Annotated in this window: 10 protein-coding genes; 8 read left to right on the top strand and 2 right to left on the bottom strand. The window is 59.7% G+C overall.

What is annotated here, in order from left to right:
- The first annotated feature begins 136 nt into the window (after positions 1 to 136).
- Entirely contained in the window at positions 137 to 694 is a 558-nt protein-coding gene (locus tag ACZZ0A_RS13400; protein WP_007910565.1) for an NADPH-dependent FMN reductase, read from the top strand.
- A gap of 165 nt (positions 695 to 859) precedes the next feature.
- Positions 860 to 2,143 (top strand): arsenic transporter, encoded by a 1,284-nt coding sequence (locus ACZZ0A_RS13395; RefSeq protein WP_116029626.1) that lies wholly within the window; start codon positions 860 to 862, stop codon positions 2,141 to 2,143.
- 393 nt (positions 2,144 to 2,536) lie between these two features.
- Here ACZZ0A_RS13395 and ACZZ0A_RS13390 read toward each other — a convergent pair whose 3' ends face one another.
- Positions 2,537 to 3,487, bottom strand: a complete 951-nt coding sequence (locus ACZZ0A_RS13390) for a DUF1853 family protein (RefSeq protein ID WP_095111851.1) — start codon at positions 3,485 to 3,487, stop codon at positions 2,537 to 2,539.
- Between the two features lie 115 nt (positions 3,488 to 3,602).
- Here ACZZ0A_RS13390 and ACZZ0A_RS13385 point away from each other — a divergent pair, with 115 nt between their 5' ends.
- The 6 genes from ACZZ0A_RS13385 to pepN are packed head-to-tail and all read left to right on the top strand — an operon-like array spanning position 3,603 to position 10,119.
- Complete coding sequence (locus ACZZ0A_RS13385; protein WP_003224174.1) at positions 3,603 to 4,493, top strand: NAD(+) kinase; 891 nt, start codon at positions 3,603 to 3,605, stop codon at positions 4,491 to 4,493.
- Positions 4,493 to 5,464, top strand: a complete 972-nt coding sequence (locus ACZZ0A_RS13380; RefSeq protein ID WP_007919225.1) for a metallophosphoesterase — start codon at positions 4,493 to 4,495, stop codon at positions 5,462 to 5,464. Before ACZZ0A_RS13385 ends, ACZZ0A_RS13380 begins: the two co-directional genes overlap by 1 nt.
- Complete coding sequence (locus ACZZ0A_RS13375) at positions 5,461 to 6,330, top strand: rhomboid family intramembrane serine protease (RefSeq protein ID WP_095111852.1); 870 nt, start codon at positions 5,461 to 5,463, stop codon at positions 6,328 to 6,330. Before ACZZ0A_RS13380 ends, ACZZ0A_RS13375 begins: the two co-directional genes overlap by 4 nt.
- 33 nt (positions 6,331 to 6,363) lie before the next feature.
- Positions 6,364 to 6,624: a YeaC family protein gene (locus ACZZ0A_RS13370; RefSeq protein ID WP_007919229.1), complete on the top strand. Its 261-nt coding sequence runs from the start codon at positions 6,364 to 6,366 to the stop codon at positions 6,622 to 6,624.
- Positions 6,621 to 7,451: a DUF2797 domain-containing protein gene (locus ACZZ0A_RS13365; protein WP_007919231.1), complete on the top strand. Its 831-nt coding sequence runs from the start codon at positions 6,621 to 6,623 to the stop codon at positions 7,449 to 7,451. Before ACZZ0A_RS13370 ends, ACZZ0A_RS13365 begins: the two co-directional genes overlap by 4 nt.
- Positions 7,452 to 7,461: 10 nt before the next feature.
- Entirely contained in the window at positions 7,462 to 10,119 is a 2,658-nt protein-coding gene (gene pepN / locus ACZZ0A_RS13360) for an aminopeptidase N (protein WP_463543282.1), read from the top strand.
- A 394-nt stretch (positions 10,120 to 10,513) separates the two neighbouring features.
- Here pepN and katG read toward each other — a convergent pair whose 3' ends face one another.
- Positions 10,514 to 12,784, bottom strand: coding sequence for a catalase/peroxidase HPI (katG, locus tag ACZZ0A_RS13355; RefSeq protein WP_463543281.1), 2,271 nt, complete (start codon positions 12,782 to 12,784; stop codon positions 10,514 to 10,516).
- Between the last annotated feature and the right edge of the window lie 68 nt (positions 12,785 to 12,852).

The following is a 12,852-nucleotide window of genomic DNA, read 5'->3' as shown; positions in this document are numbered from 1 at the left end:
CCGCCATCAAGGCCTGTAAGTTTTCCTACAGGAAAAAAATAATCAGCACGCAGGAATTTGCCCTTGTGTGCTGGTGGAATCGTCACCGGATCATCTATAACTACTCGCTCCTCCCACGGACCATCGAGAGTCTTCCATGAGCAATGTCTACAACGTCGCCGTAGTGGTCGGTAGCCTGCGCAAAGCATCGATCAATCGCAAAGTCGCCCTGGCACTGGCAGAACTGGCCCCGGCGAACCTAAAGCTTGAGATTGTCGAAATTGGCGATCTGCCACTGTATAACGAAGACATCGACGGTGATTCACCGCCGGCAGCCTACAGCACTTTCCGGGAAAAAGTGGGTTCATCCGACGCGGTGCTGTTTGTCACGCCCGAATACAACCGTTCGGTGCCAGCGCCGCTGAAGAATGCCATCGACGTCGGCTCGCGGCCTTATGGCAAGGCTGTCTGGAGTGGCAAACCGGGGGCGGTGATCAGTGTTTCGCCAGGTGCCATCGGTGGTTTCGGGGCGAATCAGCACCTGCGCCAGTCGTTCGTGTTTCTCAACGTGCCGTGCATGCAGCAGCCGGAAGCGTATCTGGGCGGTGCAGGCTCGGCGTTTGATGAGGCGGGCAAGTTGAGTGAGTCGGTGAAACCTTTTCTGCAAAGCTTTATCAATGCGTACGGACAGTTCGTAGAGCAACACAAGAAGTAAGCTCACCGAAATCCCTGGCACTACAGAGATCCTGTGGGAGCGAGCTTGCTCGCGAAGGGGCCATCAGCCAAGCGTCATAGGTGACTGACAGTCCCTCTTCGCGAGCAAGCTCGCTCCCACAGGTTTTAGTGTTCAGCTCTTTTACTTAATTTAAGGCTGTTGCGGATGCTCGCTGCGTCACTGATTTTCCTGCTGACCATTACCCTTGTCATCTGGCAACCCAAAGGCCTCGGCGTCGGCTGGAGTGCGACGCTTGGCGCCGTGCTGGCGCTGATCTTCGGCGTTGTGCACCTGAGCGATATCCCGCTGGTGTGGCAGATCATCTGGAACGCCACTGGCACTTTTGTCGCGCTGATCATCATCAGCCTGTTGCTCGACGAAGCCGGGTTTTTCAATTGGGCCGCGTTGCACGTGGCGCGTTGGGGGCGGGGCAGCGGGCGCAAGCTGTTTGCCTTTATGGTGCTGCTCGGCGCGCTGGTTTCAGCGCTGTTCGCCAATGACGGCGCGGCGCTGATCCTCACGCCGATCGTGATTTCGATGTTGCTGGCACTACGGTTCTCTCCAGCCGCGACCTTGGCCTTTGTCATGGGCGCAGGTTTTATTGCGGACACGGCGAGCCTGCCGCTGGTGGTGTCGAACCTGGTCAACATTGTTTCGGCGGACTTCTTTCACATTGGCTTCAACCGTTATGCCGCAGTGATGGTGCCGGTGAACTTCGTCAGTGTCGCGGCAACGCTGGGTATGTTGCTGTGGTTCTTCCGCCGCGACATCCCAGCGGCGTACGACCCTGAGCAACTCGAACATCCCGAAACCGCGATCCACGATAAAGCCACGTTCTATGCCGGTTGGGCGGTGTTGGTGATTCTGCTGATCGGTTGCTTTGCGCTGGAGCCGCTGGGCATTCCGATCAGTGCGATTTCCGCCGTGTGCGCCGCGCTGTTGCTGGGCATCGCCGCCCGTGGCCACAAGATTTCCACGCGCAAGGTGATGAAGGAAGCGCCCTGGCAGATCGTGATTTTTTCGCTGGGCATGTATCTGGTGGTCTATGGCCTGCGCAATGCCGGGCTGACCGGGTATCTGGCCGGTTGGCTGGATGTCTTCGCAGGTCACGGCGTCTGGGGCGCGGCAATGGGCACGGGGGTGCTGACGGCGTTGCTGTCGTCGATCATGAATAACCTGCCGACGGTGTTGATTGGTTTGTTATCGATCGATGCGAGTCAGGCGAGCGGGGTGGTCAAGGAGGCGATGATCTATGCCAACGTGATTGGCAGCGATCTGGGGCCGAAGATCACGCCGATCGGCAGTCTGGCCACGTTGTTGTGGCTGCATGTGCTGGAGCGCAAGGGCATTCACATTGGCTGGGGGTATTACTTCCGGGTCGGGATTGTGTTGACGGTGCCGGTGTTGTTGGTGACGTTGGCGGCTTTGGCTGTGCGGCTGTCCCTTTAGACCGAGTCGGCCGCAATCGCTGGCAAGCCAGCTCCCACAGGGATCTTCTGTGTGCTCACTACCTGAGTCACACCACAAAGCCAGCTCCTATTAACTTTGTGGTGTGCTCACTACCTGAGCCACACCACAAAGCCAGCTCCTATTAACTTTGTAGTGTGCTCACTACCTGAGCCACACCACAAAGCCAGCTCCTATTAACTTTGTGGTGTGCTCACTACCTGAGTCGCACCACAAAGCCAGCTCCTATTAACTTTGTGGTGTGCTCACTACCTGAGTCACACCACAAAGCCAGCTCCCATTAGCTTTGTGGTGTGTTCACTATCTGGGCCACACCACAAAACCTGTGGGAGCTGGCTTGCCAGCGATGGGGCCGGTACAGGCGACACAAAAAAATCAGGCCTGGCCGGGAACATTCGGCCAAAGGTCCGACACCAGAAACAACCGCTCAGCCTCTTCCCATTCCCCTCGCGCATTTTCGATCAGGCGCACCATCAACTGCGCCGGGGCCAGTGGCTCAAGATCCTCCAGCCACATCCGTAAATGCTCCAAAGTCCAGGTCTGATCCGCCGGATAATGCGCCGGTGCCAGCCAGGCATGGCGGGGCAGGGGTTGCCAGCGTCCGGCTGGACGTTGCGCGACAAACGCCGGCCAGTCCTTCTGATGCAACCAACTGCCGCGCAAATGCTGCGGATGCGCACCGTTCGGTGATTCAGCCTGCCCGGGCCACGGGTACAACAGATAACCGCCCAGCCACAGCTGCGCACTGAACACCTCGATGTCCAGCTTCGCCAATACTGCACGGCTTTCCGGGCGCGCCGAAATCGGCAACTGATGTTGCGCCAGATGCGCCAGTTTGCGGTCCAGCCGATCATGACAACCCGGCCCCAGCCATTGCGCCGGATCACGACCGTCACCATTTTGCGGCCCAAGGTAAAGCTTGATCGCCAGTTCCAGGTGATGCACGCCATCGCGATCACGCAGCAGCATGTCCAGCTCACCGAGGGTGTGGCCCTCACGGCGGATCGGCAGGTTGGCGGCGATCAATTCAATGCCCGGCGCATGCTGCACGGCAAACTGCCACAGACGCTCGTAATACAAGCCCAGCCGCCGCGTACGTGCCTGTGACAACCAATGCAGCAAGCCATAGCTGTCGTGATCAAGCTGACGCAACCAGTGTTCCAGTCGCTCTGGATCGTGCACCCAGTCGCTGCCCGCCAGCGGATGGCGCTGCGGCCACGGTGTGGTGGCAAGCATCGGCGGGGCGAGGATCACCCACGCCAGATCGCGCACTTCCGGATGGCGTAATTGGTGGGGCAACTGGAGCAAGTCGGGAAATAGGATCATCTTGCGAGCATAGCCGTAAACACGAGCACACCCTTGAGGCTGAAAGGATTTTGTCTAACCGGCGCTTTCGCCCATAATCGTGTTTTTCGCGTTTTCGATTGTCCGCAGAGGTCCCATGGAGCAATTTCGTAATATCGGCATCATCGGTCGCCTGGGCAGTTCCCAGGTGCTGGATACCGTCCGCCGACTGAAACGGTTTCTGCTCGATCGTCACCTGCATGTGATCCTCGAAGACACCATCGCTGAAGTGCTGCCGGGCCACGGCCTGCAAACCTCGTCGCGCAAGATGCTCGGCGAAGTCTGCGACATGGTCATCGTCGTCGGCGGTGACGGCAGCCTGCTCGGCGCCGCACGTGCGCTGGCCAAACACAATATTCCGGTGCTGGGCATCAACCGTGGCAGCCTCGGCTTCCTCACCGATATTCGCCCGGATGAGCTGGAAGTCGAAGTCGCCAAGGTGCTCGACGGCCACTATCTGGTGGAAAACCGCTTCCTGCTGCAAGCCGAAGTGCGCCGGCATGCCGAGGCCATTGGTCAGGGCGACGCGCTCAACGATGTCGTGCTGCACCCCGGCAAATCGACGCGGATGATCGAGTTCGAGTTGTACATCGACGGCCAGTTCGTCTGTAGCCAGAAGGCCGACGGCCTGATCGTCGCCACGCCGACCGGTTCCACCGCGTACGCGCTGTCCGCCGGTGGGCCGATCATGCATCCCAAGCTCGATGCCATTGTGATCGTGCCGATGTACCCCCATATGTTGTCGAGCCGGCCAATTGTGGTCGATGGCAACAGTGAGCTGAAAATCGTCGTGTCGAAAAACATGCAGATTTACCCGCAAGTCTCCTGTGACGGGCAGAACCATTTCACCTGCGCGCCGGGCGACACCATCACCGTCAGCAAGAAAGCGCAGAAGCTGCGCTTGATTCACCCGCTCGACCATAACTACTACGAAGTCTGCCGCACCAAGCTCGGCTGGGGCAGCAAGCTGGGCGGTGGAGGCGACTGATGCTCGATCCCGCGCGCAGTTATGACCTGATTGGTGACGTGCACGGATGCGCTCTGACCCTCGAACACTTGCTTGACCGTCTCGGTTATCACAAGCAGGGCGGGGTCTGGCGGCATCCATCGCGCATGGCCGTGTTCGTCGGCGACATCATCGACCGTGGCCCACGCATTCGCGAAGCGCTGCACATCGTCCACGACATGGTCGAGGCCGGTCAGGCCTTGTGCATCATGGGCAACCACGAATTCAACGCGCTGGGCTGGAGCACGCCGGCGCTACCGGGCAGCGGCAAGCAGTTCGTGCGCGAACACACGCCGCGCCATGCACGCCTGCTGCACGAAACCCTGACCCAATTCGAAGACCATCCCGGCGACTGGCACGATTTCCAACGCTGGTTCTATGAGCTGCCGTTGTTTGTCGACGCTGGGCGTTTCCGCGTCGTCCACGCGTGCTGGGATGCTGGCCTGATCGAACCGCTGCGCGCGCTGTTCCCCAACGGTTGCATCGACGAACACTTCCTGCAGGCCTCGGCCGTGCCGGACAGCTTCGCCTGCACCGTGTTCGACCGTCTGCTGCGCGGCACTGACATGCGCCTGCCGGATGGCCTGACCATGACCAGCGGCGACGGTCTGGTGCGTTCGTTCTTCCGCACCAAGTTCTGGGAAGACGATCCGAAAACCTACGGCGATATCGTCTTCCAGCCGGATGCACTGCCGGATCCGGTGGCGCAGAAGCCGCTGACCTCCAGCGAAAAAAACAACCTTCTGCGCTACGGCGTCGACGAGCCGTTGCTGTTCGTCGGCCACTATTGGCGCAGCGGCAAACCGGCGCCGATCCGCCCGAACCTCGCGTGTCTGGATTACAGCGCGGTGCTCTACGGCAAACTGGTCGCCTATCGTCTGGATCAGGAAACCCGCCTCGATCCGCATAAATTTGTCTGGGTCGATGTCGAGCGGCCGGAGGTGCTGCAATGAGTGCGGTAGCGGTATTACGTCTGCCGTTGGCAGTGGACTTGAGCGGTTTCGTCAAACTGCTGCAACGTATGCAAGTGCCGCATCGGGTCAGCGAAGAGGCCGGCGAACAAGTGTTGTGGGCGCCGGCGGAAATCAGCGATGACGTGCGTTCACTCTACGAACGCTTCCCGGCTGGCGATCCCGATCAGCAAATGGACATTCCCGTCGCGCCGACCGTCAAGCGGCCGAGCTTTGCCGAGCAACTGAAATACGCCAAGGCCACGGGGTTCATCCTGTTGTTGTGCCTGATCGTTGGTGGATTGACGTACCTCGGTGAGAATCTGCAGACCCTGCGCTGGCTGACCTTCCTCGATTTTCAGGTAGTCGGCGAGTACATCCATTTCACACCGTTGGCCGACAGCCTTGCGGCGGGGCAGTGGTGGCGGCTGGTCACGCCGATGCTGATCCACTTCGGCATCCTCCACCTGGCCATGAACGGCATGTGGTACTGGGAGCTGGGCCGGCGTATCGAGTCGCGTCAGGGCAGCATTAACCTGATCGGCTTGACGCTGTTGTTCAGCCTCGTTTCCAACTACGCACAGTTTGTCTGGAGCGGCGCGACCTTGTTTGGCGGGCTGTCCGGCGTACTTTACGGTTTGCTCGGGCATTGCTGGATCTTCCAGCTGCTGTCGCCGAACCCCGCCTATCGCCTCCCGCGCGGCGTGCTGGTGATGATGCTGGTGTGGTTGCTGGTGTGCATGTCCGGGCTGATCTCGATGATCGGTTTCGGCGAAATCGCCAACGCTGCCCACGTCGGCGGGTTACTCATCGGATGCTTCACCGGTTTGTTGGGCGGTTTGTATAACCGCCGTAAACTGGCCGCCTAAAATTTTCTGTAGATAAAGAGCACGGAGACCCTGATGTCCTCTTTTAACGACATGATCAACAACATTACCCCGGACATCTACGAGAGCCTGAAGCTGGCCGTGGAAATCGGCAAATGGTCCGACGGTGGCAAACTCACCGCCGAACAGCGCGAGCTGTCGTTGCAGGCGATGATCGCCTGGGAAATCCAGAACCTGCCTGAAGACCAGCGCACCGGTTACATGGGTCCGCAGGAATGTGCCTCGAAGTCGATTGAAGTGCCGAACATCCTGTTCAAGTCGGATGCCATCCATTGATCGAGATTGGCCGCGGTGCAATCAGCAAAATGTCGGCGCGCCTGGACGGGCCGAACGTGCAATACGCGTTTCGTCTGGATGACGTCGAGGTGCCGGTCAACCCGTTGATCGGCACCACGGTGCGTCTGGAATACCTGGGGGCGATCCACTGCACCCATTGCGGGCGCAAGACCAAAACCAGTTTCAGTCAGGGCTATTGCTACCCGTGCATGACCAAACTGGCGCAGTGCGATCTGTGCATCATGAGCCCGGAGCGTTGCCACTATGACGCCGGCACCTGTCGCGATCCAGCGTGGGGCGAGCAGTTCTGCATGACCGATCACGTGGTTTACCTGTCCAATTCGTCGGGCATCAAGGTTGGCATTACTCGTGCTACGCAACTGCCGACTCGCTGGATCGATCAGGGTGCATGTCAGGCATTGCCGATCATGCGCGTCTCGACACGGCAGCAATCGGGCTTCGTTGAAGACCTGTTCCGCAGTCAGGTGGCGGACAAGACCAACTGGCGCGCGTTGCTCAAGGGTGATGCGGCGGCGGTCGATCTGGCGCAGGTACGTGACCAGTTATTCGAAAGCTGCGCCGAAGGCCTGCAAGGTTTGCAGGAGCGATTCGGCCTGCAGGCGATTCAGACCATTGCCGATGTCGAACCGCTGGAAATCCGCTACCCGGTCGAGCAATACCCGGCCAAAATCGTCAGCTTCAACCTGGACAAGAACCCGATTGCCGAAGGCACGCTGCTGGGGATCAAGGGCCAGTACCTGATCTTCGACACCGGCGTGATCAACATTCGCAAGTACACGGCCTATCAGCTCGCCGTGCATCAATAAGGACGCCAGCATGCGCACCGAACAACCGAAGATGATTTACCTGAAGGACTATCAGGCGCCCGAGTACCTGATCGACGAAACACACCTGACCTTCGAGTTGTTCGAGGATCACAGTCTGGTGCACGCGCAGTTGGTGATGCGCCGCAACCCGGCGCGTGGCCCGGGCCTGCCGCCGCTGGTGCTCGATGGCCAGCAGCTGGAATTGTTGTCTGTGAGTCTGGCCGATCAGGCGCTGTCTGACGCCGACTACCAGCTGACCGAAAACCATCTGACTCTGCAACCGACCAGCGAAACCTTCACGCTCGACACCAGCGTCAAGATCCACCCGGAAACCAACACCGCACTGGAAGGCCTGTACAAGTCCGGCACGATGTTCTGCACCCAGTGCGAGGCCGAAGGTTTCCGCAAGATCACTTATTACCTCGACCGCCCGGACGTGATGAGCAAGTTCACCACCACCGTGGTCGCCGAACAGCACAGCTACCCGGTGCTGCTCTCCAACGGCAACCCGATTGCCTCGGGCCCGGGCGAAGACGGCCGGCACTGGGCTACGTGGGAAGACCCGTTCATGAAACCGGCGTACCTGTTTGCGCTGGTGGCCGGTGACTTGTGGTGCGTTGAAGACACCTTCACCACCATGACCCAGCGCAACGTCGCGCTGCGCATTTACGTCGAGCCGGAAAACATCGACAAGTGCCAGCACGCGATGAACAGCCTGAAGAAGTCGATGCGCTGGGACGAAGAGGTTTACGGTCGCGAGTACGACCTGGACATCTTCATGATCGTCGCCGTCAACGACTTCAACATGGGTGCGATGGAGAACAAAGGCCTCAACATCTTCAACTCCAGCGCCGTACTGGCCCGCGCCGAAACCGCGACCGATGCTGCGCACCAGCGCGTTGAAGCGATCGTCGCTCACGAATACTTCCACAACTGGTCGGGCAATCGCGTGACCTGCCGCGACTGGTTCCAGCTGTCGCTGAAGGAAGGTTTCACGGTGTTCCGTGATTCCGGCTTCTCCGCCGACATGAACTCGGCCACGGTCAAGCGTATTCAAGATGTGGCGTACCTGCGCACCCACCAGTTTGCCGAAGATGCCGGCCCGATGGCTCACGCTGTGCGCCCGGACAGCTTTATCGAGATTTCCAACTTCTACACCCTGACCGTGTACGAGAAGGGTTCGGAAGTGGTCGGCATGATCCACACCTTGCTCGGCGCCGAAGGCTTCCGTAAGGGCAGCGATCTGTACTTCGAGCGCCATGACGGTCAAGCGGTGACCTGCGACGACTTCATCAAGGCGATGGAAGATGCCAACGGCGTCGATCTGACCCAGTTCAAGCGCTGGTACAGCCAGGCTGGCACGCCGCGTCTGGCGGTGAGCGAGTCGTACGACGCCGCCGCGAAAACCTACAGCCTGACCTTCCGCCAGAGCTGCCCGGAAACCCCGGATAAAGTTGAAAAACTGCCGTTCGTGATTCCGGTCGAACTCGGCCTGCTCGACAGCCAAGGCAACGAGATTGCGCTGCGTCTGAGCGGTGAAGCGTCGGCGCAAGGCACTACTCGCGTGATCTCCGTTACCGAGGCCGAGCAGACTTTCACCTTCGTTGATATCGCTGAGCAACCGCTGCCATCGCTGCTGCGCGGCTTCTCGGCGCCGGTGAAACTGAGCTTCCCGTACAACCGCGATCAACTGATGTTCCTGATGCAGCACGACAGCGACGGCTTCAACCGCTGGGATGCCGGTCAGCAACTGTCGGTGCAGGTCCTGCAAGAGTTGATCGGCCAGCAGCAGAAGGGCGAGAGTCTGAAGCTTGATCCGCGTCTGGTGTCGGCGCTGAAAACCGTGCTGTCCGATGAGTCGCTGGATCAGGCGATGGTTGCGGAAATGCTCTCGCTGCCGGGTGAGGCCTATCTGACCGAAATCAGCGAAGTGGCGGATGTCGAGGCGATTCACACCGCTCGCGAATTTGCCCGCAAGCAACTGGCGGACAGTTTGTTCGAGGCGCTGTGGCTGCGTTATCAGGCCAACCGTGACCTGTCGAAGAAAACCCCGTACGTGGCCGAAGCCGAGCACTTCGCCCGTCGCGCGCTGCAGAACATTGCGCTGTCGTACCTGATGCTCAGTGGCAAGCCGGAAGTATTGGCAGCGGCGCTGGAGCAGTTCGAGAGCGCCGACAACATGACCGAGCGCTTGACGGCGCTGGCGGTGTTGGTCAACTCGCCGTTCGAAGAGCAGAAAGCGCTGGCACTGGCCAGTTTCGCCGAGCACTTCAAGGACAACCCGCTGGTCATGGATCAGTGGTTCAGCGTGCAGGCCGGCAGCACTTTGCCAGGCGGTCTGGAGCGCGTGAAAGCGTTGATGCAGCACCCGGCGTTCAACATCAAGAACCCGAACAAGGTGCGTGCGCTGGTCGGTGCATTTGCCGGGCAGAACCTGATCAACTTCCATGCGGCCGATGGCTCGGGTTATCGCTTCCTTGCGGATCTGGTGATCGAGCTGAACGGCTTCAACCCACAGATCGCCTCGCGCCAACTGGCGCCGCTGACTCGCTGGCGTAAATACGACGGTGCGCGGCAGGCGCTGATGAAGGCTGAGCTGGAGCGGATTCGGGCGTCGGGGCAGTTGTCGAGTGATGTGTATGAGGTGGTGAGCAAGAGCCTGGCTTGATGGTGTGTTGGAGTCGGTGTTCCAGCTGTGGACCGGCCCTCACCCTAACCCTCTCCCAGTGGGAGAGGGGACTGACCGAGGTGATGTTCGAGTTACACCGACCTGAAAGTCCGAGCCGAACTCAGATTCTGAAACAGATCAAAAGCCCCTCACCCTAGCCCTCTCCCAGTGGGAGAGGGGACTGATCGAGGTGGATGTTCGAGTTACGCCGACCTGAAAGTCCGGAGGCGAACTCAGGTTTTGGATAGCACGAAGATCTGCTCCCTTTCCCCCTCGCCCCCCTGGGGGAGAGGGCTGGGGTGAGGGGGTGGGATTCACGCATCACCACAAAACCCAAGCCGTACATATAAAAAAAACGCCGCACTAATAATGCGGCGTTTTTATTGACTGAAAGTTACTTCAGGTCAAACCGGTCCAGGTTGGTGACCTTCGTCCACGCCGCCACAAAGTCCTTCACAAACTGCTCCTTCGCATCCGAACTGGCATACACCTCAGCCAGCGCCCTCAACTGTGCATTGGAACCAAACACCAGATCCACCCGCGTCGCCGTCCACTTCACGCTGCCGGTTTTACGGTCGCGCCCCTCGAACTCATCCGCATCCCTTGAAGTCGGCTTCCACTCCACGCCCATGTCCAGCAGGTTGGTGAAGAAGTCGTTGGTCAGCGCTTCAGTTTGCGAGGTGAACACGCCATGCCGGGTTTGCCCGACGTTGGTATTCAACACCCGCAAACCACCCAGCAGCACAGTCATTTCCGGTGCGGTGAGGGTCAGCAGTTGTGCCTTGTCGATCAGCAGCGCCTCGGCCGAAACGGTGTACTTGCCTTTGCTGTAGTTGCGGAAGCCATCGGCAATCGGTTCAAGGAAGCCAAAGGAGTCGACGTCGGTTTGCTCTTGGCTGGCATCCGTCCGTCCCGGAGTGAATGGCACCGTGACCGAATGGCCGGCATTTTTCGCTGCTTGTTCGACCCCGGCATTCCCGGCCAACACGATCAGGTCCGCGAGCGAGACTTTCTTGCCAGCAGCGCCGTCATTGAACTCGTTCTGAATGCCCTCAAGGATTTGCAGCACTTTGGCCAGTTGCTCAGGCTGGTTGGCTTGCCAGAACTTCTGCGGTGCCAGACGCAGGCGGCCGCCGTTGGCGCCGCCGCGTTTGTCCGAACCGCGGAATGTCGAAGCAGCGGCCCAGGTGGTCGAGACCAGTTGTGACACCGAAAGCCCCGACGCGAGGATTTTGCTTTTCAGCGCGGCAGCGTCGCTGTCGTCGATCAGTGGGTGCGTGGCATCCGGAATCGGGTCTTGCCACAGCAGTTCTTCGTTCGGCAGTTCCGGGCCAAGGTAACGAGACAATGGACCCATGTCGCGGTGGATCAGTTTGTACCAGGCACGGGCAAACGCATCGGCCAATTGATCTGGATTGGCGAGGAAGCGCCGCGATATCTGCTCGTAGGCTGGGTCGAAGCGCAACGCCAGGTCGGAGGTGAGCATGGTCGGCGAAAGCTTTTTGCTCGGGTCATGGGCATGCGGAACGGTGCCGGCACCGGCGCCGTTTTTCGGGATCCACTGATGCGCACCAGCCGGGCTTTTGCTCAGCTCCCACTCGAAGCCGAACAGGTTTTCCAAGTAGTTGTTGCTCCACTTTGTCGGCGTGGTGGTCCAGGTCACTTCCAGGCCGCTGGTGATGGTGTCGCCGCCCTTGCCTGTACCGAACGCGTTGCGCCAGCCCAAGCCCTGTTCTTCCAGGCCTGCCGCTTCCGGTTCTGGCCCGACGTTATCGGCAGGGCCGGCGCCGTGGGTTTTACCAAAGGCGTGACCGCCCGCGATCAACGCCACGGTTTCTTCATCGTTCATGGCCATACGGCCAAAGGTTTCGCGGATATCGTGGGCCGACGCGACCGGGTCAGGATTGCCTTCAGGCCCTTCGGGGTTTACGTAAATCAGGCCCATTTGCACCGCAGCGAGCGGGTTTTCCAGATTGCGTTCGCCCTGATCGGTGCGGCTTTCTTCTTTGCCATGCAAATCCGGCTCGGCGACCAGCGTGCCGTCACCGGGCTCCTGCATGGCTGACTTGTCTTTGCCGTAACGGCTGTCGCCACCGAGCCATTCGTGCTCGGAACCCCAATAGACGTCTTCGTCCGGTTCCCACACATCGGGACGGCCACCGGAGAAACCGAAGGTCTTGAAACCCATGGATTCCAGCGCGACGTTACCGGTGAGAACAATCAGGTCGGCCCAGGAAATATTACGGCCATATTTCTGCTTGATTGGCCATAACAGGCGCCGGGCCTTGTCGAGGCTGACGTTGTCCGGCCAGCTGTTCAGCGGCGCAAAACGTTGTTGCCCGGAGCCGGCGCCACCTCGACCATCGGCGGTGCGATAGGTACCGGCGCTGTGCCAGGCCATGCGGATGAAGAGGGGGCCGTAATGGCCGAAGTCGGCCGGCCACCAATCCTGGGAGTCGGTCATCAGTGCGTTGAGGTCTTGTTTCAGGGCTTGAAAGTCGAGGCTCTTGAAGGCTTTGGCGTAGTCGAAGTCCTTGCCCAACGGATCGGACTTGGGCGAGTGCTGACTCAGGATTTTCAGGTTGAGTTGATTCGGCCACCAGTCACGGTTCGTCGTACCACCACCGGCGGCGTGGTTGAACGGGCATTTCGATTCGTTTGCCATGTTCGGGTCCTTATCAGGTCTGCTACGGCCGGCTCGTGCCGACTTCGGACTAGTAAGGCTAGACCCGA

The organism is Pseudomonas sp. AC242 (genome assembly GCF_979258655.1).
The sequence above is the reverse complement of the archived record's forward strand: the minus strand, read 5'-3'. Positions and strand labels throughout refer to the sequence as shown.